The 22,918-nt window shown below is 62.8% G+C and carries 21 protein-coding genes, 2 tRNA genes and 2 rRNA genes; 15 read left to right on the forward strand and 10 right to left on the reverse strand.

From position 1 onward, the window contains the following. The first annotated feature begins 9 nt into the window (after positions 1–9). The 6 genes from ACTWJ5_RS03455 (at position 10) to trpC (ending at position 4,028) form a co-directional block, all read left to right on the forward strand. Positions 10–627 carry a glycoside hydrolase family 19 protein gene (locus ACTWJ5_RS03455; RefSeq protein WP_444437474.1) on the forward strand — a complete coding sequence of 206 codons (618 nt, stop codon included), beginning with the start codon at positions 10–12 and terminating at the stop codon, positions 625–627. Beyond that, positions 624–983, forward strand: a complete 360-nt coding sequence (locus ACTWJ5_RS03460; protein WP_444437475.1) for a hypothetical protein — start codon at positions 624–626, stop codon at positions 981–983. The genes ACTWJ5_RS03455 and ACTWJ5_RS03460 overlap by 4 nt, the downstream gene beginning before the upstream one ends. After that, positions 980–1,240 (forward strand): hypothetical protein, encoded by a 261-nt coding sequence (locus ACTWJ5_RS03465; RefSeq protein ID WP_444437476.1) that lies wholly within the window; start codon positions 980–982, stop codon positions 1,238–1,240. The genes ACTWJ5_RS03460 and ACTWJ5_RS03465 overlap by 4 nt, the downstream gene beginning before the upstream one ends. Positions 1,241–1,552: 312 nt before the next feature. Then, positions 1,553–2,149 carry an aminodeoxychorismate/anthranilate synthase component II gene (locus ACTWJ5_RS03470; RefSeq protein ID WP_074984283.1) on the forward strand — a complete coding sequence of 199 codons (597 nt, stop codon included), beginning with the start codon at positions 1,553–1,555 and terminating at the stop codon, positions 2,147–2,149. Then, positions 2,146–3,195: an anthranilate phosphoribosyltransferase gene (gene trpD / locus ACTWJ5_RS03475; protein WP_043269234.1), complete on the forward strand. Its 1,050-nt coding sequence runs from the start codon at positions 2,146–2,148 to the stop codon at positions 3,193–3,195. Before ACTWJ5_RS03470 ends, trpD begins: the two co-directional genes overlap by 4 nt. Beyond that, entirely contained in the window at positions 3,192–4,028 is an 837-nt protein-coding gene (gene trpC, locus ACTWJ5_RS03480) for an indole-3-glycerol phosphate synthase TrpC (protein WP_074984278.1), read from the forward strand. Before trpD ends, trpC begins: the two co-directional genes overlap by 4 nt. 475 nt (positions 4,029–4,503) lie before the next feature. Here the strand turns inward: trpC and crp are convergent, their stop codons facing one another. Then, positions 4,504–5,151 (reverse strand): cAMP-activated global transcriptional regulator CRP, encoded by a 648-nt coding sequence (gene crp, locus ACTWJ5_RS03485; RefSeq protein WP_043269230.1) that lies wholly within the window; start codon positions 5,149–5,151, stop codon positions 4,504–4,506. Between the two features lie 358 nt (positions 5,152–5,509). Between crp and ACTWJ5_RS03490 the strand changes: the two genes are divergently transcribed. Together ACTWJ5_RS03490 and speD are read left to right on the forward strand one after the other, a co-directional pair. Next, on the forward strand, positions 5,510–5,932 hold the full coding sequence (locus ACTWJ5_RS03490) for an OsmC family protein (RefSeq protein WP_009615662.1): 423 nt from the start codon (positions 5,510–5,512) through the stop codon (positions 5,930–5,932). A 222-nt stretch (positions 5,933–6,154) separates the two neighbouring features. After that, entirely contained in the window at positions 6,155–6,949 is a 795-nt protein-coding gene (gene speD / locus ACTWJ5_RS03495; RefSeq protein ID WP_009615665.1) for an adenosylmethionine decarboxylase, read from the forward strand. Between the two features lie 149 nt (positions 6,950–7,098). Here the strand turns inward: speD and coq7 are convergent, their stop codons facing one another. The 6 genes from coq7 to hemJ form a co-directional block, all read right to left on the reverse strand. Then, positions 7,099–7,746, reverse strand: a complete 648-nt coding sequence (gene coq7, locus ACTWJ5_RS03500; RefSeq protein WP_058073245.1) for a 2-polyprenyl-3-methyl-6-methoxy-1,4-benzoquinone monooxygenase — start codon at positions 7,744–7,746, stop codon at positions 7,099–7,101. 98 nt (positions 7,747–7,844) lie between these two features. Then, positions 7,845–8,183, reverse strand: a complete 339-nt coding sequence (locus tag ACTWJ5_RS03505; protein WP_009615667.1) for a histidine triad nucleotide-binding protein — start codon at positions 8,181–8,183, stop codon at positions 7,845–7,847. A gap of 77 nt (positions 8,184–8,260) precedes the next feature. Next, positions 8,261–9,052 carry an SDR family NAD(P)-dependent oxidoreductase gene (locus ACTWJ5_RS03510; RefSeq protein ID WP_444437477.1) on the reverse strand — a complete coding sequence of 264 codons (792 nt, stop codon included), beginning with the start codon at positions 9,050–9,052 and terminating at the stop codon, positions 8,261–8,263. A 52-nt stretch (positions 9,053–9,104) separates the two neighbouring features. Further along, entirely contained in the window at positions 9,105–10,211 is a 1,107-nt protein-coding gene (locus ACTWJ5_RS03515) for a DUF805 domain-containing protein (protein ID WP_444437478.1), read from the reverse strand. A 103-nt stretch (positions 10,212–10,314) separates the two neighbouring features. Beyond that, positions 10,315–11,283, reverse strand: coding sequence for an NAD(P)H-dependent flavin oxidoreductase (locus tag ACTWJ5_RS03520; RefSeq protein WP_043269222.1), 969 nt, complete (start codon positions 11,281–11,283; stop codon positions 10,315–10,317). Between the two features lie 19 nt (positions 11,284–11,302). Then, complete coding sequence (gene hemJ / locus ACTWJ5_RS03525; protein ID WP_173427880.1) at positions 11,303–11,725, reverse strand: protoporphyrinogen oxidase HemJ; 423 nt, start codon at positions 11,723–11,725, stop codon at positions 11,303–11,305. Between the two features lie 188 nt (positions 11,726–11,913). Here hemJ and argC point away from each other — a divergent pair, with 188 nt between their 5' ends. Together argC and erpA are read left to right on the forward strand one after the other, a co-directional pair. Further along, entirely contained in the window at positions 11,914–12,948 is a 1,035-nt protein-coding gene (argC, locus tag ACTWJ5_RS03530) for an N-acetyl-gamma-glutamyl-phosphate reductase (protein ID WP_064581847.1), read from the forward strand. Positions 12,949–13,094: 146 nt separating this feature from the next. After that, a complete protein-coding gene (gene erpA, locus ACTWJ5_RS03535; protein ID WP_009615673.1) occupies positions 13,095–13,445 on the forward strand; it encodes an iron-sulfur cluster insertion protein ErpA in 351 nt (116 codons plus the stop codon). Between the two features lie 51 nt (positions 13,446–13,496). On the opposite strand, the gene ACTWJ5_RS03540 is transcribed toward erpA, so the two are convergent. Both ACTWJ5_RS03540 and ACTWJ5_RS03545 read right to left on the reverse strand, forming a co-directional pair. Next, the gene (locus tag ACTWJ5_RS03540; RefSeq protein WP_444437479.1) at positions 13,497–14,588 is read right to left on the reverse strand and encodes an anhydro-N-acetylmuramic acid kinase; all 1,092 of its coding nucleotides are present in this window, start codon (positions 14,586–14,588) and stop codon (positions 13,497–13,499) included. A 3-nt stretch (positions 14,589–14,591) separates the two neighbouring features. Further along, positions 14,592–16,046: a peptidoglycan DD-metalloendopeptidase family protein gene (locus tag ACTWJ5_RS03545; protein WP_444437480.1), complete on the reverse strand. Its 1,455-nt coding sequence runs from the start codon at positions 16,044–16,046 to the stop codon at positions 14,592–14,594. Between the two features lie 185 nt (positions 16,047–16,231). On the opposite strand from ACTWJ5_RS03545, the gene tyrS reads away from it, so the two are divergent. Continuing rightward, on the forward strand, positions 16,232–17,431 hold the full coding sequence (gene tyrS, locus ACTWJ5_RS03550) for a tyrosine--tRNA ligase (protein ID WP_074984260.1): 1,200 nt from the start codon (positions 16,232–16,234) through the stop codon (positions 17,429–17,431). 124 nt (positions 17,432–17,555) lie between these two features. On the opposite strand, the gene ACTWJ5_RS03555 is transcribed toward tyrS, so the two are convergent. Continuing rightward, entirely contained in the window at positions 17,556–17,828 is a 273-nt protein-coding gene (locus ACTWJ5_RS03555; RefSeq protein WP_177224369.1) for a hypothetical protein, read from the reverse strand. A gap of 136 nt (positions 17,829–17,964) precedes the next feature. Here ACTWJ5_RS03555 and ACTWJ5_RS03560 point away from each other — a divergent pair. From ACTWJ5_RS03560 to ACTWJ5_RS03575, 4 genes are all read left to right on the forward strand, one after another. Beyond that, positions 17,965–19,501, forward strand: a 16S ribosomal RNA gene (locus ACTWJ5_RS03560). A gap of 64 nt (positions 19,502–19,565) precedes the next feature. Then, a tRNA-Ile gene (locus tag ACTWJ5_RS03565) sits at positions 19,566–19,642 on the forward strand. A gap of 27 nt (positions 19,643–19,669) precedes the next feature. Further along, positions 19,670–19,745 (forward strand) — tRNA-Ala (locus tag ACTWJ5_RS03570). A 232-nt stretch (positions 19,746–19,977) separates the two neighbouring features. Beyond that, positions 19,978–22,868 (forward strand): 23S ribosomal RNA (locus tag ACTWJ5_RS03575). Together the 16S and 23S rRNA genes with 2 tRNA genes alongside form the textbook arrangement of a ribosomal RNA operon. Positions 22,869–22,918 lie beyond the last annotated feature (50 nt).

Below are 22,918 nucleotides of genomic sequence, written 5' to 3' on the forward strand. Positions count from 1 at the left end.
GAGGGCAGCATGGAGATCACCGACCAACAACTGCTGCAGCTGTTTCCCTGGGCCGGCCAGGTCCTGCCCTGGCTGGCGCCGGCGATGCGTGCCCACGGGGTTGACCGAGCGCCGCGCGCCGCCGCTTTCCTCGCCCAGGTTGGCCACGAGAGCGCCGGGCTGACACGCCTGGTGGAAAACCTCGCCTACAGCGCCCAGGGCCTGGCGGACACCTGGCCGCGGCGCTTCCGCAACGCCGCCGGCAAGCCCACCGCGCTGGCTTGCCGACTGGCCTATCGGCCCCAGGCCATCGCCAACTGCGCCTACGCCGGGCGCAACGGCAATGGCGACGAGGCTTCCGGCGATGGCTGGCGCTACCGCGGCCGTGGCCTGCTGCAGATCACCGGCCGGGCCAACTATCGGCGCGTCGGCATGGCGCTCGGCCAGGCCTTCGAGGCTCACCCGGAAGCGCTCGCCGAACCGCACTGGGCCTGCGAATCGGCGGCCTGGTGGTGGGCGGACGCGGGCCTGAACGAACTGGCTGATGCCGGCCGTTTCGAGGACATCACCCGGCGCATCAACGGTGGCCTCAATGGCCTGGCCGAGCGCCGGAAACTGTGGCGACGGGCGCAGGAGGTGCTGGGATGAGCCTGTACCGGAAGCTCGCCGTCGTCCTGCTCCTGATCGGCCTCGGCATTGCCGTGGGCACCTGGCTCGCGGCCTGGCACCTGCGTCCGCAACTGGACGCCGCCCGCGTCGAGAGCGCGCTCTGTGCCCAGGGCAGTAGCGCGTTGCAGGCCCAGGTGGCCGAGCAGAACCGCCGCCTGGATGAACTGGCGCTCGCCACTCAGAGGCGTGAGATAGACGCCGCGCAGGCGCTGCGGGCGGCCCAGGTGCAGGCGGATGCCCATGAGGCGGCCGCCCAGCGCCTGCTGGCGGGGCACAGCGATGGTGAGGACTGCGCTGCTGCACGCCGGCTCATTGACCAGGAACTGGCGCCATGAAAATCCTCCTCCTCGCGGGCCTGCCACTGCTTGCGGCCTGCACCGCAGCGGCGCCAACCCAACGGGCCGCGCTCGAAGTGCGGGTGCCGGTCACCATTCCCTGCCGGGCGCCGGCTGTCCCCATTCCGGTGTTCGCCACTTCCCTCCTGCATCCTTCCGACTCGCTGCAGACCAAGGTCCGCGCACTGCTCGCCGAGCGCCAGCAGCACCTGGGCTACGAGGCCCGCCTGCGCGCTGCGCTGGAGGCCTGCCGCTAGCCGCCCGCCGGCTCCCGGCGCCGCGCGGGCCCGTGCGGCTTGCGTTGCCGGGCGGCCATCGGCTACTGTTCGGCAATCATCTGGCGAGATCGCTACCGTGATTCACCGCAACAGCATCCTCATCTCCCTCCTCAAGGCATTCGCCCGCTGGCGCTGGCGCGCCTGATTCCTTCTTTCCCGGCCCTCGCGCCGGTCCCTTCCCCGCGTTCGTCCCCCCATCCGCTGGCATAATGGCCAGGTCCTGCCCAGGCCGCCCCGGGTGCGCCGGCGACGCGAACCGAAAGCAGTGCAATCATTGAGGTCCGAGCAGACATGCTGCTGATGATCGATAACTACGACTCCTTCACCTACAACCTGGTGCAGTACTTCGCCGAGTTGAAGGCCGACATCCACGTCATTCGCAACGACGAGCTGAGCGTCGAGCAGATCGCCGCGCTGAACCCCGAGCGCATCGTGCTCTCCCCCGGGCCCTGCACCCCCAACGAGGCGGGTGTGTCCCTGGAGGTGATCCAGCGTTTCTCCGGCAAGCTGCCGCTGCTGGGCGTTTGCCTGGGGCACCAGTCCATCGGCCAGGCCTTCGGTGGCGACGTAGTGCGCGCGCGTCAGGTCATGCACGGCAAGACCAGCCCGGTGTTCCACACCGACCAGGGCGTGTTCGCCGGCCTGAACAACCCGCTGACGCAGACGCGCTACCACTCCCTGGTGGTCAAGCGCGAAACCCTGCCCGAGTGCCTGGAGATCACCGCCTGGACCGCCCACGATGACGGCTCCGTGGACGAGATCATGGGCCTGCGGCACAAGACGCTGAACGTCGAGGGCGTGCAGTTCCACCCCGAGTCCATACTTTCCGAGCAGGGCCACGAAATGCTGGCCAACTTCCTCAAGCAGCAGGGCGGAGTGCGCGCATGAACATCAGGGAAGCCCTCGACCGCGTGGTCAACCAGCTCGACCTTTCCACCGAGGAAATGCAGGCGGTCATGCGCGAGATCATGACCGGCCAATGCACCGATGCGCAGATCGGCGCCTTTCTCATGGGCATGCGCATGAAGAGCGAGACCATCGACGAGATCGTCGGCGCGGTCTCGGTCATGCGCGAGCTGGCCGACGGCGTGAAGCTGCAGAGCCTGGACCGCGTGGTCGACGTGGTCGGCACCGGCGGCGACGGCGCCAACATCTTCAACGTGTCCTCGGCCTCGGCCTTCGTGGTCGCCGCCGCCGGGGGCAAGGTGGCCAAGCACGGCAACCGCGCCGTGTCCGGCAAGAGCGGCAGCGCCGACCTGCTGGAAGCCGCCGGCATCTACCTGGACCTGAAGTCCGAGCAGGTGGCCCGCTGCATCGAGAGCGTCGGCGTGGGTTTCATGTTCGCCCAGGTCCACCACAAGGCCATGCGCTACGCCGCGGGCCCGCGGCGTGAGCTGGGCCTGCGCACGCTGTTCAACATGCTCGGCCCGCTGACCAATCCGGCGGGCGTGCGCCACCAGGTGGTCGGCGTGTTCAACCAGGCGCTGTGCCGGCCGCTGGCCGAGGTGCTCAAGCGCCTGGGCAGCGAGCACGTGCTGGTGGTGCATTCGCGCGATGGCCTGGACGAGTTCAGCCTGGCCGCCGCCACCCACGTCGCCGAACTCAAGGACGGCGAGGTGCGCGAGTACGAAGTGAAGCCGGAAGACTTCGGCATCCGCAGCCAGACGCTGATCGGCCTCACCGTCGACAGCCCGCAGCAGTCCCTGGAGCTGATCCGCGACGCCCTCGGCCGGCGCAGGACCGAGGCCGGGCAGAAGGCCGCCGAGCTGATCGTGCTCAACGCCGGCGCCGCGCTCTACGCCGCCGACCTCGCCAGCACGCTGCACGAGGGCATGCACCTGGCCCACGACGCCCTGCACACCGGCCTGGCCCGGGAAAAAATGGACGAATTGGCCGCCTTTACCGCCGTTTACCGAGAGGAGAATGCACAGTGACTGTGCCCACGGTTCTGCAGAAGATTCTGGCCCGCAAGGCCGAGGAAGTCGCCGAGCGCCGCGCGCATGTCTCCTTCGCCGAGTTGGAGCAGCGCGCCCGCGCCGCCGACGCGCCGCGCGGCTTCGCCGCGGCGCTGCTGGCGCAGGCCCAGCGCAAGCAGCCGGCGGTGATCGCCGAGGTGAAGAAGGCTTCGCCGAGCAAGGGCATCCTGCGCGAGAACTTCTCGCCCGCGGACATCGCCCGCAGCTACCAGGAAGGCGGGGCTACCTGCCTGTCGGTGCTGACCGACATCGACTACTTCATGGGCAGCGACGCCTACCTGCAGGAAGCCCGCGCCGCCTGCGCGCTGCCGGTGATCCGCAAGGACTTCATGATCGACCCCTACCAGGTGATCGAGGCCCGGGCCATCGGCGCCGACTGCATCCTGCTGATCGTCTCCGCGCTGGATGACGCGCGCATGGCCGAACTGGCCGCGGTGGCCAAGGAGCAGCAGCTCGACGTACTGGTCGAGGTGCACGACGGCGATGAGCTGGAGCGTGCGCTGAAGACACTGGACACCCCGCTGATCGGCATCAACAACCGCAACCTGCACACCTTCGAGGTGAGCCTGGACACCACCCTCGACCTGCTGCCGGAGATTCCGCGCGATCGCCTGGTGGTGACCGAGAGCGGCATTCTCAACCGTGCCGACATCGAGCTGATGGAGGTCAACGAGGTATATGCGTTCCTGGTTGGCGAGGCGTTCATGCGTGCGGACGATCCGGGGGTAGAGCTCAAGCGGCTGTTCTTCCCTGAGCGTCGTGCGGCGGTATTGGGGGCTGATCCGGACTGATTCTGGGGGGCGCAATCAGGAAGGCTGGCATTATTGTAATGCTGGTCTCTTGAGTCGTGCATGGGATCGGCAAAGGTGTTCGGCCTTGGCTTTCGATCTCTCTCCCTGAAGGGCGAGGGGGCTATGCGGAGCGAGCGGCGAAATTCCCGCGAACGCGGAACGTAGGGCGCATAACGCCTACGGCGTTATCCGCCGAATCGCGGACGGAGTCCGCTCCTACGGTTCCAGGGAAGCACGGGCGTAGGAGCGGACTTTGTCCGCGATTGGATGACCGGCCACGCCGGGCGTCCCAGGGGCATAGCCAACGGCGGATAACCGCGAACGGTTATCCGCCCTACGTTCCGCGTGAATGGGGGCGATTCACAAGCGAAGCTATTTCCCATCCCATAGGAATAGCTGGTGAGAACGCCGTTCCCCATGCAGGGAAACGGCGTTCTTTCTCAAGTGAATGGCATTACACCTTGAAGTCCGGGCTTCAGCGGGTGCCGAACACCACCATGGTCTTGCCCTTCACATGCACCAGACCCTGCTCCTCCAGGCTCTTCAGCACGCGCCCGACCATCTCCCGCGAGCAGCCGACGATACGGCCGATCTCCTGGCGGGTGATCTTGATCTGCATGCCGTCGGGGTGGGTCATGGCGTCCGGCTGCTGGCACAGGTCCAGCAGGGTGCGGGCGACGCGCCCGGTGACGTCGAGGAAGGCCAGGTCGCCGACCTTGCGCGTGGTCTTGCGCAGGCGCTCGGCCATCTGGCTGCCGAGGGTGAGGAGGATCTCCGGGTCCTGCAGGCAGAGTTCGCGGAATTTGGTGTAGCTGATTTCCGCCACCTCGCACTCGCCCTTGGCGCGAACCCAGGCGCTGCGTTCCTGGGCGGCGCTGCCGTCCTTCTCGAACAGCCCCATCTCTCCGAAGAAATCACCGCTGTTGAGGTAGCCGATGATCATTTCCCGGCCGTCGTCGTCCTCGATCAGGACGGTGACCGAGCCCTTGATGATGAAGAACAGGCTTTCGCAACGATCCCCGGCGTAGATGATGGTGCTCTTTGGGGTGTAGCGGCGGCGGTGACAGTGTGCGAGCAACTTGTCGAGGTTTTTGTGTTTGGGTGTAAGGGTAATAGCTACCATGCCCGAGTCCCGAAATTATAAGAATGGCCCTGTGCACGACAGGCGCTTTGTCGAGTTGTTATGTGTCGTCCCTGGCTGGCTTACCGTGACGTTACGACGCTCTCCCCCGAGCATCGGTGCCGCCGCTGCAATGGCCGACGGTCTTTATTAATGGCAAGAGCTTAAACAGACGCCCTGGCGCCGACAATCAAAAGCTGGTCGGGCCGTCAATTTAACCTCGTGAGTGTGCCAGTAAAATGACGCCAGCATAATAGAACGTTAGGGTGTCAGGGCTCGAATTGAGACCTGGTCAACATCGCCGGGCATTCCAGGCCTTGTGATAAGCTGTCGCCCCCTTTTTTCCGGCGGAAGCCTTTGCATGAAAGCGAGAATCCAGTGGGCCGGCGAGGCCATGTTCCTCGGTGAATCCGGCAGCGGTCATGTGGTGGTGATGGATGGTCCGCCCGATGCCGGTGGCCGCAACCTGGGCGTGCGCCCGATGGAGATGCTGCTGCTCGGCCTGGGCGGCTGCACCAACTTCGACGTGGTCAGCATCCTCAAGAAGGGCCGCCAGCCGGTGGAGAGCTGCGAGGCCTTCCTCGAGGCCGATCGCGCCGGCGAGGACCCGAAGGTGTTCACCAGGATTCACGTGCACTTCGTGGTCAAGGGCCGTGGACTGAAGGAAGCCCAGGTCAAGCGCGCCGTCGAGCTGTCGGCGGAGAAGTACTGCTCGGCCTCGATCATGCTCGGCCGCGCGGGCGTGGAGATCACCCACGACTACGAGATCGTCGAGCTCGGCTGACATCCTCTCGTCACGGGATCGTCATGGCGGTGGCGTAAATGCTGGCAGAGGTCGCCCGACCTCTGCATAATGCGCCACCTTTTTTCGGGGCCAGGCCCCAAACCAAGCAACCACAATCGCCAACGCGAAGAGGTGTAAACCGTCCTACGCAGGTGCGCCGTAAGCATCTGACGGGCATGCTCAACCACGCGGCAGAGCCGCATTGAAGAGAGTTCCCCCACGGTGAAAAGCAAACTCAAGCTCCACGGGTTCAACAACCTGACGAAGACCTTGAGCTTCAACATCTATGACATCTGCTACGCCGAGACGCCGGAAGACCAGCAGGCGTACGTGCAGTACATCGACGAAGAGTACGATGCCGAGCGCCTGACGCAGATCCTCACCGATGTTGTCGACATCATCGGCGCCAACATCCTGAACATCGCCCGTCAGGACTACGACCCCCAAGGCGCCAGCGTTACCATCCTGATCTCCGAGCAGCCGGTCACCCCGACCGACAGCCAGATTGAGGAATCCCCCGGGCCGCTACCGGAAACCATCCTGGCGCACCTGGACAAGAGCCACATCACCGTGCACACCTACCCGGAGATCCATCCGGTGGAAGGCATTGCGACCTTCCGGGTGGACATCGACGTCTCCACCTGCGGGGTGATCTCGCCGCTGAAGGCGCTCAACTACCTGATCCACCAGTTCGATTCGGACATCGTCACCGTGGACTACCGCGTGCGCGGCTTCACCCGCGACGTGGAAGGCAAGAAGCACTTCATCGACCACGAGATCAACTCGATCCAGAACTACCTCTCCGACGACACGTACGAGGCCTACCAGATGACCGACGTGAACGTGTACCAGGAGAACCTGTTCCATACCAAGATGCTGCTCAAGCAGTTCGACCTGGACAACTACCTGTTCGGCGACGCCACGAGCAACCTCTCGCCGGAGCAGCGCAAGCAGGTGGAAGAACGCGTCCGCCACGAGATGCTGGAGATCTTCTACGGCCGCAACATGCCGCACTGAGGCGGCAGGCAAGAGCGAAGCCGTGTATAGGCCTCACCTGTAGGAGCGAGCTTGCTCGCGAAGCGGCCCTGTCTCGGAGTCGTTCGCGAGCAAGAACTAGGCGTCCCCCTCGATCCTACGAAGAGCTCGTCGCGCTGTTCGCCTGAAGTCTAGATGCGGTAGGTGGTCTTGGTCATCACCTTGGACAGCAGCGTCATGCCGAACTTGACCGGCGCCGGGAAGCGCAGGCCGCCGGCCTCGATGGCGTTGCTGGCGTGCTGTTCCTCGTCGATGCGCATCTGTTCGAGGATGGCGCGGCTCTTCTGGTCTTCGGCCGGCAGTTGCTCCAGGTGTTCGTCGAGGTGCTTGCACACCTGGTCCTCGGTGGCGGCGACGAAGCCCAGGCTCATGCGGTCGCTGATCAGCCCCGCCGCCGCGCCGACGCCGAAGGACAAGCCATAGAACAGCGGGTTGAGCAGGCTCGGGCGGCTGCCCAGTTCGCGGATGCGCTGTTCGCACCAGGCCAGGTGGTCGACCTCCTCGTCGGCGGCTTCCTCCATGGCCTTGCGTACGTGCGGCAGCTTGGCCGTCAGCGCCTGGCCCTGGTACAGCGCCTGGGCGCAGACCTCGCCGGTGTGGTTGATGCGCATCAGCCCGGCGATGTGGCGGCTGTCGGCCTCGTCGAGTTCGGCGTCGGGCTGCACGATGGCCGGCGACGGGCGTGCCGGGTGACCGCTGAAGGGCAGCAGGGTGCGCAGCGCGGCATCGGCCTGCAGCAGGAAGCGGTCGGCGGGGGAGTAGTGACGGTCGGCGGACATGGCGCACCTCCGAAAGGGAAAACAGCGGCCAGTTTAACGGATTGCCGATGACAGGTCTTGCGGCGGGGCGGCTGCATGGCCGCCCTGCGCTTGGCGGCTCAGCCCGGCGGCCAGTGCATCTGGCGCTGGCCGAGGACGTGCATGTGGATGTGGTGCACGGTCTGGCCGCCCAGGTCGTTGCAGTTCATCACCACGCGGAAGCCTTCCGCGCAGCCCTGCTCGGCGGCCAGGCGCTGGGCGGTGAGGAGGATGTGCCCGGCCAGCGGCTTGTCGGCTTCCTCCAGGTCGTTGAGGGTGGCGATATGCCGTTTCGGCACCACCAGGAAATGCACCGGCGCCTGCGGGCCGATATCGTGGAAGGCGATGACCTGGTCGTCTTCGTAGAGCTTGCGCGCCGGGATTTCCCCCGCGGCGATCTTGCAGAACAGGCAGTCCATGGGATGTCCTCCGATAGGGGGCGATGGTCCGCAGTTTAGCCGGCCGCGGCCGGGGAACCCAGCCTGGCGCGCTGGGGCTACGGATTGGGCAACACCGAGCGGTTGGCCCGCCCGGCGATCCAGCGCACCAGCCAGCGTGGCGCCAGGCGCGGGCTCCAGGACATCAGGCGGTTGCGCCAGCCGGGAATGATGATGGCCTTGTTACGCCGCAGGGCCTTCACCGTGATCAGCGCCACTTCCTCGGGGCTCATCATCAGCTTGCTGCCGTCCAGGCGGGCGGCCTCCACGCTGGCATTGCGGAAGAAGGCCGTGCGCGTCGGCCCCGGGCACAGCACCGAGACCTTCACGCCGTGGCGCTTGAGCTCGGAGCGCAGCGCCTCGGACAGGTGCAGGACGTAGGCCTTGCTGGCGTAGTAGTTGCTCATCCAGGGGCCGGGCATGAAGCCGACCACCGAAGCTACGTTGAGGATCTGCCCGCCGCCGCTGCGCGCCATCTGCCCGCCGATGGCATGGCACAGGCGCGCCAGGGCGAGGACGTTGAGCTCGATCATCTCCTGCTCGCGGGACCAGTCCTGCTCGACGAAGGCGCCGCCGCTGCCGAAGCCGGCATTGTTCACCAGCAGCTCGATCTGCCGGCCGGACTGCTCCAGCTCATGCAGCAGCCCGGACAGCTGCAGCGGCTCGGACAGGTCGCAGATACGGAACAGCACGTCCACGCCGAAACGCTGGGCCAGCTCGTAGGCGATGCTTTCCAGGGCATCGCGCTGGCGCGCCACCAGGATCAGGGCCTGGCCGCGGCGCGCCAGGGCCTCGGCCAGGGCGAGGCCGATACCGCTGGAGGCGCCGGTGATCAGGGCATAGCGTGGCATCGATGGGTCTCCGGAATGGGGCGCGGATTCTAGCGCGCCCCATTGCCGTGGGCTATTGCTCCGAGGGCTCGTCGGTATCCACGGCGGTAGCGTCCTCGTCGCTCTCGTCGTAGGCCTGGGGCTCGGCGCTCGCGGCCGAGTCGTAGTCCTGGTCCTGGCTGTAGGCCGCTTCCTGGGCGCGGGTGAGATAGCCCTGGTAGGCCGGGATGGCGATTGCGGCGAGGATGCCGACGATGGGCACCAGGATCGACGCCCAGGCCAGGGCCACTACGCCACGGCTGTTCGGCGGCGGCGGCGGGCCGTAGCGGTTGGCGCCGACTGTGCCCGGCACCAGCAGCATCAGCAGCGCCATGACGCTGCCCACCACGGGAACGAAGTTGAGCAGCCACAGCCAGCCGGACCAGCCGATGTCGTGCAGGCGCTGCACGCCGAAGAAGATGCTGACCACGACCATGCCGACGCAGGCGGCGATCAGCACCAGGGCGCCCAGCGTCTGGGAGGCCGCAGTGAGGGCGGCGAAGAGGATGAACAGCGGGATCATGGCGAGGATCATGCCCATGCTCCAGCCCAGGTAGCGCACCCGGCCGATGCGGCCCTGGACGGTGAAGTACTGCAGCTCGCCGTATTCCGGCAGCGCCTCGCCGACCGGTGCCTGCGGGGTAGCGTAGGGCGATTGGACAGCGTTGCTGGAGCTGGAGTTGGCAGTGGCGGCCGGCGCCGCGGCGATGGGCTGGGTCGCGGACAGCTCGGCCTGGCGCGCCAGATACTTGTCGATGATGATGCCGCAGGCGCTGCACTCGCTGGCTTTGGCCTGCTCGTGCCCGCACTTCGGGCAGGTCATCCGCTCGGCGCTGGCCGCCTGTTCCGCGGCTTGGGTCTCGGCGCTGGGATGGTCCTCGGTCTCCACCAGCGACAGGCTGGATACCAGGTCGGACTCCTTGCGCGCCTGGGCGCCGGCGTTGTGCAGGGCCTGCAGGTACTTGTCGGCCTCGCCCTCGGAAAGGTCGCGCTTGAGCACGACCAGTTGCCCGCTGAACAACGCCTCGATGCGCGCCAAGTCGCTCTTGAACAGGCGGGCGAGGTTCTCCTTGGCGGTTTCCAGTGGCGTTTGCGGCATCAGCGTGCCGTCGAACACGATCTTGTAGCGCGGTTCATCCATCGAAGGGCGTCCTTGTCGGTTGATTGGGCTGCAGCTTTTGGCTACAGCCTAATCGCAGGCCCTGAGGGCAACAAGCCAGCATGCGTGGATTTGCGAGCCCCGTTCAGGGGCGCAGCAGGCCGGGCAGGGCGCCGCCGCGCTGGAGCGCGTCGCGGTATTCCTGGTCCAGGCGCGCCACCAGCTCGTCCACCGACGGCAGGTCGCTGATGTTGCCCACGCCTTGGCCTGCGGACCAGACGGTCTTCCAGGCCTTGGCCTCGTCGTTGACCGGCTTGAGTTTCTCGCCGTAGTTCAGCTCGCCCTTCTCGTTCAGGCGCGCCATGTCGAAGCCGGCGGCCTCCAGGCTCTGGCGCATGAAGCTGGCCGGCACGCCGGAGACCGCGGGGGTGTGGATGATGTCGGCGGCGCGGGCTTCCAGCAGCATCTTCTTGTAGGCGGTGGAGGCGTTGCTCTCGCGGGTGGCGATGAAGCGCGTGCCGAGGTAGGCGAGGTCGGCGCCGAGGATCTGCGCCGCCAGGATCTCGTGCCCGCGGTTGATGCAGCCCGCCAGCAGCAGCGTCTTGTCGAAGAACTGGCGGATCTCCGCGACCAGTGCGAAGGGGCTCCAGGTGCCGGCATGGCCACCGGCGCCGGCGGCCACCGCGATGAGCCCGTCGACCCCGGCTTCGGCGGCCTTCTCCGCATGGCGGCGAGTGGTCACGTCATGGAACACCAGGCCGCCATAGCTGTGCACCGCGTCGACCACCTCGCGCACCGCCCCCAGGCTGGTGATGACGATAGGCACGCGGTGCTCCACGCACAGCGCCAGGTCAGCCTGCAGGCGCGGGTTGCTGTGGTGGACGATGAGGTTCACGGCATAGGGCGCTGCTTGCGGGGCGTTGGCCAGGCCGGCCTCGATCTCTTCCAGCCAGGCCTTGAAACCGCTGCTCTCGCGCTGGTTCAGCGCCGGGAAGCTGCCGACGATGCCGCTGTGGCAGCAGGCCAGCACCAGTTGCGGGTTGGACACCAGGAACATGGGCGCCGCCACCAGGGGCAGGCGCAGACGGCGGTCGAGCAGGGCGGGCAGGGACATGGGAGGCTCCGGACAGGATTCAGAAAGGTTTGACCACTACCAGAATGACGATGGCCAGCAGGAAAAGCACAGGGACTTCGTTGAACCAGCGGAAGAACACGTGGCTGCGGCGGTTCTCGCCACGGGCGAAGCGCTTGAGCATGGCGCCGCAGGCGTGGTGGTAGCCGATCAGCAGGACCACCAGGGTCAGCTTGGCGTGCAGCCAGCCCTGGCTCAGCCAGCCCGGGGTCAGGTAGAGCATCCAGGCGCCGAGCAGGATGGTGAGGATCATCGACGGGCCCATGATGCCGCGGTACAGCTTGCGCTCCATCACCTGGAAGCGCTCGCGGCTGGCGGCATCCTCGCTCATAGCGTGGTAGACGAACAGGCGCGGCAGGTAGAACAGGCCGGCGAACCAGCAGACCACTGCGACTATGTGCAGGGCCTTTATCCACAGATACAGCATCGATAGCTCCTCGGGTCACGGTTGCGCTGATAGTAGTGGCAGCCCCGTGCCAGCGTCATCCCCGCGAAGCCGAGCGCCCCTGCCGGCGACTCGTCGCCCGCGGCGCTTCGGCCTGTTCATGCGGGGCCCGCGCTCTTATCATTAGCGGTTCTGAGTGAGCCCCTTATTGGCGGAGTGACGGACAGATGATCAAGGTCGGTATCGTAGGTGGTACGGGTTACACGGGTGTGGAGCTGCTGCGCCTGCTGGCCCAGCATCCCGAGGCGCGCGTCGAGGTGATCACCTCGCGCTCCGAGGAGGGCGTGAAGGTCGCCGAGATGTACCCGAACCTGCGAGGCCACTACGACTACCTGTCCTTCAGCGTGCCGGACGTGCAGCGCCTGGGCGCCTGCGACGTGGTGTTCTTCGCCACCCCGCACGGCGTGGCCCATGCCCTGGCCGGCGAGCTGCTGGCCACCGGCACCCGCGTCATCGACCTGTCCGCCGATTTCCGCCTGCAGGATGCCGAGGAATGGGCCAAGTGGTACGGCCAGCCCCACGGTGCGCCGCAGCTGCTGCCCGAGGCGGTCTACGGCCTGCCGGAAGTGAACCGCGAGGCGATCAAGTCGGCGCGCCTGATCGCCGTGCCCGGCTGCTACCCGACCGCCGCCCAGCTGGGCTTCATCCCGCTGCTGGAAGCCGGTCTGGCCGATACCTCGCGGCTGATCGCCGACTGCAAATCCGGCGTCAGCGGTGCCGGCCGTGGCGCCAAGGTCGGTTCGCTGTTCTGCGAGGCCGGCGAGAGCATGATGGCCTACTCGGTCAAGGGCCACCGCCACCTGCCGGAAATCAGCCAGGGCCTGCGCCGCGCCGCCAAGGGCGATGTCGGCCTGACCTTCGTCCCGCACCTGACGCCGATGATCCGCGGCATCCACGCCACCCTCTACGCCCAGGTGGCCGATCGCGGCGTGGACCTGCAGAAGCTGTTCGAGGAGCGTTACGCCAACGAACCCTTCGTCGACGTGATGCCAGCCGGCAGCCACCCGGAGACCCGTAGCGTGCGCGGCGCCAACGTCTGCCGCATCGCCGTGCACCGTCCGCAGGGCGGCGACCTGGTGGTGGTGCTGTCGGTGATTGACAACCTGGTCAAGGGCGCCTCCGGCCAGGCGATCCAGAACATGAACATCCTCTTCGGCCTGGACGAGCGCCTCGGCCTGTCCAACGTGGCCCTGCTGCCCTGAGGCTGGCCCCGGGCTCCCGCTGCGGGAGCCCGTCCCGAAGGATGTTCGACGAAGGATTGACCTGGCTTAGTTGACCATTTTTCTCGGGTAAGCGGATAATAGCCCGCAATGTTGTAACGTACGGCTTCGGCCGGGAGACATCTGACATGACCATCGAGACCTTCACCCCCACCCCGCTGATCTTCTCCAACGGGGCCGCGCACAAGGTGAAGACGCTGATCGACGAAGAAGGCAATCCGCGTCTGAAACTGCGCGTCTTCGTCACCGGCGGCGGCTGCTCGGGCTTCCAGTACGGCTTCACCTTCGACGAGGACACCGCGGACGACGACACCGTGGTGGAACGCGATGGTGTCAGCCTGGTGGTCGACCCGATGAGCTTCCAGTACCTCGCCGGCGCCGAGGTGGACTACCAGGAAGGCCTGGAAGGTTCGCGCTTCGTGATCAAGAACCCGAACGCCGCCACCACCTGCGGGTGCGGCCAGTCGTTCTCGATCTGAGTCGGCCGTAATGACGAAACGCCGCGCATCTGCGCGGCGTTTTCGTTTGTATCAGGCGGGGTAGAGGGCGCCGAGTATCCGTGGCCCGGCCGCGCCTGTGACTTCCGGGCGGTTGCCGGGCAGGCGCTGGAGGAAACGGTGCGCCAGCCAGGCGAAGGCCATGGCCTCCATCCATTCCGGCGCCACGCCATATTCCGCAGTACTGGCCACCTTTGCCTTGGGCAGATGAGCCGCCAACCGCGCCATGAATGCGCCGTTGAAGGCGCCGCCGCCACATACCAACACCTCTTCGCAACCCGGCTGCGCATGCAGCAGGGATTCGGCGATGCTGCGGGCGCTGAGCTCCAGCAGGGTGGCTTGCACGTCCTCGGCGGGCAGGACGGGGCCTTCGGCCAGCTTCGCCTTCAGCCAGGGCAGGTTGAAACGTTCGCGCCCGGTGCTCTTCGGCCCGCGGGTGGCGAAGAAGTCGTCGGCGAGGAAGCGCTGCAGCAGTCCGTCATTCACCTGGCCGCTGGCCGCCCAGGCGCCGTCGCGGTCATAGGATTCGCCGCGCTGGTCGTGGATCCAACTGTCCAGCAGCACGTTGCCCGGTCCGCAGTCGAAGCCGCGTACCGGCTCGCCCGGGGCGAGCAGCGAGACGTTGCTGAAGCCGCCGACGTTCAATACGGCTCGCAGCTTTTCGTTGCCGAACAGCGCCTGGTGGAAGGCCGGGACCAGCGGCGCGCCCTGGCCACCTGCGGCCAGGTCGCGGCGGCGGAAGTCGGCCACCACGTCGATGCCGGTCAGCTCGGCGAGCAGGGCGGGATTGTCGATCTGCACGGTGAAGCCGCGCTGCGGCTCGTGGCGCACGGTCTGACCGTGGCTGCCGATGGCGCGGATGGCTTGCGGCGGCAGTTGCTGGCGCTGCAGCAGCTCCAGGATGCCCTGGGCGGCAAGGCGCACCCAGGCGTTCTCGGCGCAGGCGCCGCGGGCGATCTCGTCGGGGCCGCTGGCGCACAGAGCCAGGAGTTCGGCGCGCAGGTCCGCGGGCATGGGCAGGTAGTGGGAGGCGAGCAGGGTGGTGGAATCCTCACCCTGCCCGACCAGGGCGATGTCCAGGCCATCGAGGCTGGTGCCGGACATCACTCCCAGGTAGAGCGCCATGGCTCAGCGCTGCTGCTCTTGTTGCTTGTTCATGGCCAGGGAGGTGGGCTTCTCCTGGTCCATGCGCGCCATCAGCGGCTGGGTCTGGGCCAGGAAACGCTTGCGGTCCGGGCCGGCCAGTGGGTCGGCCATCGGCAGTTTGGCGCTCAGTGGGTCGACGTACTGGCCGTTGATGTGGAACTCGTAGTGCAGGTGCGGGCCGGTGGCCAGGCCGGTCATGCCGACGTAGCCGATGATCTGCCCCTGCTTGACCGCGACGCCGCTGCGGATGCCCTTGGCGAAGCGGCTCATGTGGCCGTAGACGGTCTGGTAGGTCGAGCCGTGCTGGATGACCACCGCGTTGCCGTAGCCGCCCTTGCGCCCGGCCTCGAGCACCTTGCCGTCGCCGGTGGCCTTGATCGGCGTGCCGATGGGCGCGGCGTAGTCGACGCCCTTGTGCGCGCGGATCTTGTTCAGGATCGGGTGCAGGCGCCCCATGGAGAAGCGCGAGCTGATGCGGGCGAAGTCCACCGGGGTGCGGATGAACGCCTTGCGCATGCTGGTGCCGTCGGCGCGGTAGTAGCTGGTGTTGCCGGTCTTGTTGGTGAAGCGCACCGCGGTGTATTCCTTGCTGCGGTTGATGAAGCGCGCGGCGAGGATGTTGCCGGTGTCCACCTGGCGGCCGTTGACCACCTTCTTCTCGTAGATCACGTCGAACTGGTCGCCTTCGCGCAGGTCGAGGGCGAAGTCGATGTCGTAGCCGAAGATGTTCGCCAGGGCCATGATCAGGTCATGGGACAGGCCGGCTTCCTTGCCCGCGGTGAACAGCGAGCTGTCGATGCGGCCATGGGCGTAGGCGGTGTGCACATCCGGCTTGACCAGGTCGCGCTTGAACGCATAGCCCTTGGCGGACTTGTTCAGGCTGATGGTCTCCAGGTCGCTCTGCTTGATGCGTAGGCTCTGCAGCTCGCCTTGCGGGCTGATCAGGAACTCGACTTCGTGGCCGACGTCCAGGCGGGTGAACTGCTTGGCGTCCTTGCTGCTGGCCAGCACGTCGTGCACCAGGCCGGCCGGCAGGCCAGCCTTGGCGAAGACGGTGGAAAGGGTGTCGCCCTTGCCCACGGTCACGCGTTTCCACGCCGGTTCGGCGGGCGTGGCGGGTTGGGTGTCGTTGGAAGCCTTGAGTTCTTTCTTTTCTTCTTCCGCGTCTTTTCCGGCGCGGTTGTCGTCGTTCTGCCCTTCGATCCGTGCGAAGGGAGAATCGCTGTTCTCGGTGACCTGCGGGCTTCGCAGGTCGTCCTTTTCCTGAATGATGCGGTCGGAACCGCCGTCCAGCTCCAGATTGAGCGTGGTCTTCTTCGCCTCGACTTCACTCGAGGGGAACACCAGCAGAGCCAGGCTGAGGAGCGCTGCTACACCGCTTGCGGCCAGCAGATGGCTCTTCGGATAGTAGGGCGCTTTCTGATTCGATTGCGTCATGGCATGAGTGGTGTTTTTGGAATGTGAAATAACTGCCTAAAATATAACCAAATTCCCCTCGAAGCAAGTCTATCGCCCAGGGTTTGACGCCATTTCCCCGTACGCCGGGCAAAACTTGTTTTTAGTGCCCGATCTTGTATGGTTGGTTCCCTTTTGATTGCCGGAAAAACGGAACGGGAACTGTGATGAAGTCGGTCGAAGAGCAGCTGGCGCTGATCAAGCGTGGTGCGGATGAACTTCTGGTGGAGGCTGAGCTGGTCGAGAAGCTCAAGCGCGGCCAGCCACTGCGGATCAAGGCGGGTTTCGACCCGACCGCGCCGGACCTGCACCTCGGGCATACCGTCCTCATTAATAAGCTGCGTCAGTTCCAGGACCTCGGTCATCAGGTGATCTTCCTCATCGGGGACTTCACCGGGATGATCGGCGACCCCAGCGGCAAGAGCGCCACCCGTCCGCCGCTGACCCGCGAGCAGGTGCTGGAGAACGCCGAGACATACAAATCCCAGGTCTTCAAGATCCTCGACCCGGCCAGGACCGAGGTGGCATTCAACTCCACCTGGATGGACAAGCTGACTCCGGCCGATTTCATTCGTCTCGCCTCCCAGTACACCGTCGCCCGTATGCTCGAGCGCGATGACTTCAGCAAACGCTATGCCAGCAATCAGTCCATCGCCATCCACGAGTTCCTCTATCCGCTGGTGCAGGGCTACGACTCGGTGGCGCTGCGCGCCGACGTGGAGCTGGGCGGTACCGACCAGAAGTTCAACCTGCTCATGGGGCGCGAGCTGCAGCGCGCCTATGACCAGGAGCCGCAGTGCATCCTGACCATGCCGCTGCTGGAAGGCCTGGATGGCGTGAAGAAGATGTCCAAGTCCCTGGGCAACTACATCGGCATTCAGGAAGCGCCGGGTGTCATGTACAGCAAGCTCGTTTCCATTCCGGACACTTTGATGTGGCGTTACTTCGAGCTGCTCAGCTTCCGCTCGATGGACGAGATCAATGCCCTGCGCAAGGATGTCGAGGCTGGTGCCAACCCGCGTGACGTCAAGATCAAGCTGGCGGAAGAGATCGTCGCCCGCTTCCATGGCGAAGAAGCCGCCGCCAATGCCCACAAGTCCGCAGGCAATCGCCTGAAGGAAGGCGAACTGCCGGAAGACATCCCGGAAGTGGAAGTGGCCGCCACCGAGGACCTTCCCATCGGCGCCGTGCTGAACCGTGCCGGCCTGGTGAAGAACTCCGCCGTGGCTCGCGACCTGCTGGGCGCTGGTGGCGTGCGTATCGATGGTCATGCCGTGGATCGCAGCTTCGTCTTCAAGGTCGGTGCTACTCATATAGTGCAGGCCGGCAAGAAGGCGTTCGCGAAGGTCACTTTGCTGGCCGAGTGAAAACTTTCAGAAAAGTGTTGACGGGCATTCTGAAGTCCCTATAATGCGCACCACTCCCAGCGACGAAGCGCTGAAAGAGCTTGAAAATCAAGCACTTAAGCGGGTTAGAAGTTGAGAGTGGTGATCAGGCCGGTGATTCACTCGCCGCCTTTGGGTTCGACAGCTGCTCCGGCAGCGAGCCAAAAGGAAGATCGCCGAGGTGCTTGACAGCGAGTTTGATCGCTGTAGAATGCGCCTCCCGCTGACGAGAAGCTCCGGCCGATCGACAGCGCAAGCGGTTGAGTAGGAACGAAAAATTCTGAAAATAACGCTTGACGAAATAAGAGGTTGGCGTAGAATGCGCGGCCTCGGTTGAGACGAAAGAATCAACCAACTGCTCTTTAACAAGTTGAATCAAGCAATTCGTGTGGGTGCTTGTGAGCTAAGACTGGTGATCGCAAGATTATCAGCATCACAAGTAACACTCGTGAATTCGAGAGTTTTTTGCGATTGCTGAGCCAAGTTTAGGGTTTTCTCAAAACCCGATCAGTATTGAACTGAAGAGTTTGATCATGGCTCAGATTGAACGCTGGCGGCAGGCCTAACACATGCAAGTCGAGCGGATGAAGGGAGCTTGCTTCTGGATTCAGCGGCGGACGGGTGAGTAATGCCTAGGAATCTGCCTGGTAGTGGGGGACAACGTTCCGAAAGGAGCGCTAATACCGCATACGTCCTACGGGAGAAAGTGGGGGATCTTCGGACCTCACGCTATCAGATGAGCCTAGGTCGGATTAGCTAGTAGGTGGGGTAATGGCTCACCTAGGCGACGATCCGTAACTGGTCTGAGAGGATGATCAGTCACACTGGAACTGAGACACGGTCCAGACTCCTACGGGAGGCAGCAGTGGGGAATATTGGACAATGGGCGAAAGCCTGATCCAGCCATGCCGCGTGTGTGAAGAAGGTCTTCGGATTGTAAAGCACTTTAAGTTGGGAGGAAGGGCAGTAAGTTAATACCTTGCTGTTTTGACGTTACCAACAGAATAAGCACCGGCTAACTTCGTGCCAGCAGCCGCGGTAATACGAAGGGTGCAAGCGTTAATCGGAATTACTGGGCGTAAAGCGCGCGTAGGTGGTTTGGTAAGATGGATGTGAAATCCCCGGGCTCAACCTGGGAACTGCATCCATAACTGCCTGACTAGAGTACGGTAGAGGGTGGTGGAATTTCCTGTGTAGCGGTGAAATGCGTAGATATAGGAAGGAACACCAGTGGCGAAGGCGACCACCTGGACTGATACTGACACTGAGGTGCGAAAGCGTGGGGAGCAAACAGGATTAGATACCCTGGTAGTCCACGCCGTAAACGATGTCGACTAGCCGTTGGGATCCTTGAGATCTTAGTGGCGCAGCTAACGCGATAAGTCGACCGCCTGGGGAGTACGGCCGCAAGGTTAAAACTCAAATGAATTGACGGGGGCCCGCACAAGCGGTGGAGCATGTGGTTTAATTCGAAGCAACGCGAAGAACCTTACCTGGCCTTGACATGTCCGGAATCCTGCAGAGATGCGGGAGTGCCTTCGGGAATCGGAACACAGGTGCTGCATGGCTGTCGTCAGCTCGTGTCGTGAGATGTTGGGTTAAGTCCCGTAACGAGCGCAACCCTTGTCCTTAGTTACCAGCACGTTATGGTGGGCACTCTAAGGAGACTGCCGGTGACAAACCGGAGGAAGGTGGGGATGACGTCAAGTCATCATGGCCCTTACGGCCAGGGCTACACACGTGCTACAATGGTCGGTACAGAGGGTTGCCAAGCCGCGAGGTGGAGCTAATCCCAGAAAACCGATCGTAGTCCGGATCGCAGTCTGCAACTCGACTGCGTGAAGTCGGAATCGCTAGTAATCGTGAATCAGAATGTCACGGTGAATACGTTCCCGGGCCTTGTACACACCGCCCGTCACACCATGGGAGTGGGTTGCTCCAGAAGTAGCTAGTCTAACCGCAAGGGGGACGGTTACCACGGAGTGATTCATGACTGGGGTGAAGTCGTAACAAGGTAGCCGTAGGGGAACCTGCGGCTGGATCACCTCCTTAATCGAAGATCGCAGCTTACTCATAAGCTCCCACACGAATTGCTTGATTCACTGGTTAGACGATTGGGTCTGTAGCTCAGTTGGTTAGAGCGCACCCCTGATAAGGGTGAGGTCGGCAGTTCGAATCTGCCCAGACCCACCAATTGTTGTGGTGGTGCCTTGATCCGATGGGGCCATAGCTCAGCTGGGAGAGCGCCTGCTTTGCACGCAGGAGGTCAGGAGTTCGATCCTCCTTGGCTCCACCATTAAAATCGTCGTAAAGCTCAGACAGGAATGTTCGATAGAACGAACCTTGCTGTCTGGTCTTTGTACCGGAACCGTTCTTTAAAAATTTGGGTATGTGATAGAAGTAGACTGAATGATCTCTTTCACTGGGGATTGTTCAAGTCAAGGTAAAATTTGCGAGTTCAAGCGCGAATTTTCGGCGAATGTCGTCTTCACGTTCGAGACGTATGACCAGATTGCTTGGGGTTATATGGTCAAGTGAAGAAGCGCATACGGTGGATGCCTTGGCAGTCAGAGGCGATGAAAGACGTGGTAGCCTGCGATAAGCTTCGGGGAGTCGGCAAACAGACTTTGATCCGGAGATCTCTGAATGGGGGAACCCAGCCAGCATAAGCTGGTTATCACACACTGAATCCATAGGTGTGTGAGGCGAACCAGGGGAACTGAAACATCTAAGTACCCTGAGGAACAGAAATCAACCGAGATTCCCTTAGTAGTGGCGAGCGAACGGGGACTAGCCCTTAAGCTTCTTAGAATCTAACAGAACGCTCTGGAAAGTGCGGCCATAGTGGGTGATAGCCCCGTATGTGAAAGGTTCTAGGAAGTGAAATCGAGTAGGACGGCGCACGTGAAACGTTGTCTGAACATGGGGGGACCATCCTCCAAGGCTAAATACTACTGACTGACCGATAGTGAACCAGTACCGTGAGGGAAAGGCGAAAAGAACCCCGGAGAGGGGAGTGAAATAGAACCTGAAACCGTATGCGTACAAGCAGTGGGAGCCCACGTTGTTGGGTGACTGCGTACCTTTTGTATAATGGGTCAGCGACTTATATTCAGTGGCGAGCTTAACCGAATAGGGGAGGCGTAGCGAAAGCGAGTCTTAATAGGGCGTTTAGTCGCTGGGTATAGACCCGAAACCGGGCGATCTATCCATGAGCAGGTTGAAGGTTAGGTAACACTGACTGGAGGACCGAACCCACTCCCGTTGAAAAGGTAGGGGATGACTTGTGGATCGGAGTGAAAGGCTAATCAAGCTCGGAGATAGCTGGTTCTCCTCGAAAGCTATTTAGGTAGCGCCTCACGTATCACTCCAGGGGGTAGAGCACTGTTTCGGCTAGGGGGTCATCCCGACTTACCAAACCGATGCAAACTCCGAATACCTGGAAGTGTCAGCGTGGGAGACACACGGCGGGTGCTAACGTCCGTCGTGAAAAGGGAAACAACCCAGACCGTCAGCTAAGGTCCCAAAGTTGTGGTTAAGTGGTAAACGATGTGGGAAGGCTTAGACAGCTAGGAGGTTGGCTTAGAAGCAGCCACCCTTTAAAGAAAGCGTAATAGCTCACTAGTCGAGTCGGCCTGCGCGGAAGATGTAACGGGGCTCAAACCACACACCGAAGCTACGGGTGCGTCGCAAGATGCGCGGTAGAGGAGCGTTCTGTAAGCCTGTGAAGGTGAGTTGAGAAGCTTGCTGGAGGTATCAGAAGTGCGAATGCTGACATGAGTAACGACAATGGGAGTGAAAAACTCCCACGCCGAAAGACCAAGGGTTCCTGCGCAACGTTAATCGACGCAGGGTTAGTCGGCCCCTAAGGCGAGGCAGAAATGCGTAGTCGATGGGAAACAGGTTAATATTCCTGTACTTCTAGTTACTGCGATGGAGGGACGGAGAAGGCTAGGCCAGCTTGGCGTTGGTTGTCCAAGTTTAAGGTTGTAGGCTGGACACTTAGGCAAATCCGGGTGTTCAAGGCCGAGAGCTGATGACGAGCTTTCTTTTAGAGAGCGAAGTGGTTGATGCCATGCTTCCAGGAAAAGCTTCTAAGCTTCAGGTAACTAGGAACCGTACCCGAAACCGACACAGGTGGTCGGGTAGAGAATACCAAGGCGCTTGAGAGAACTCGGGTGAAGGAACTAGGCAAAATGGCACCGTAACTTCGGGAGAAGGTGCGCCGGTGAGGGTGAAGTATTTACTGCGTAAGCCCACGCCGGTCGAAGATACCAGGCCGCTGCGACTGTTTATTAAAAACACAGCACTCTGCAAACACGAAAGTGGACGTATAGGGTGTGACGCCTGCCCGGTGCCGGAAGGTTAATTGATGGGGTTAGCGAAAGCGAAGCTCTTGATCGAAGCCCCGGTAAACGGCGGCCGTAACTATAACGGTCCTAAGGTAGCGAAATTCCTTGTCGGGTAAGTTCCGACCTGCACGAATGGCGTAACGATGGCGGCGCTGTCTCCACCCGAGACTCAGTGAAATTGAAATCGCTGTGAAGATGCAGTGTATCCGCGGCTAGACGGAAAGACCCCGTGAACCTTTACTGTAGCTTTGCACTGGACTTTGAGCCTGCTTGTGTAGGATAGGTGGGAGGCTTTGAAGCGTGGACGCCAGTTCGCGTGGAGCCAACCTTGAAATACCACCCTGGCATGCTTGAGGTTCTAACTCTGATCCGTTATCCGGATCGAGGACAGTGTATGGTGGGCAGTTTGACTGGGGCGGTCTCCTCCTAAAGAGTAACGGAGGAGTACGAAGGTGCGCTCAGACCGGTCGGAAATCGGTCGCAGAGTATAAAGGCAAAAGCGCGCTTGACTGCGAGACAGACACGTCGAGCAGGTACGAAAGTAGGTCTTAGTGATCCGGTGGTTCTGTATGGAAGGGCCATCGCTCAACGGATAAAAGGTACTCCGGGGATAACAGGCTGATACCGCCCAAGAGTTCATATCGACGGCGGTGTTTGGCACCTCGATGTCGGCTCATCACATCCTGGGGCTGAAGCCGGTCCCAAGGGTATGGCTGTTCGCCATTTAAAGTGGTACGCGAGCTGGGTTTAGAACGTCGTGAGACAGTTCGGTCCCTATCTGCCGTGGACGTTTGAGATTTGAGAGGGGCTGCTCCTAGTACGAGAGGACCGGAGTGGACGAACCTCTGGTGTTCCGGTTGTCACGCCAGTGGCACTGCCGGGTAGCTATGTTCGGAATAGATAACCGCTGAAAGCATCTAAGCGGGAAACTAGCCTCAAGATGAGATCTCACTGGGAACTTGATTCCCCTGAAGGGCCGTCGAAGACTACGACGTTGATAGGTCGGGTGTGTAAGCGCTGTGAGGCGTTGAGCTAACCGATACTAATTGCCCGTGAGGCTTGACCATATAACACCCAAACAATTTGTGTGTTAGACGGTGAAGTCGACGAACCGAAA

Source organism: Pseudomonas sp. A6 (genome assembly GCF_052367875.1).
In the GTDB taxonomy this organism is placed as follows: domain Bacteria; phylum Pseudomonadota; class Gammaproteobacteria; order Pseudomonadales; family Pseudomonadaceae; genus Pseudomonas; species Pseudomonas citronellolis.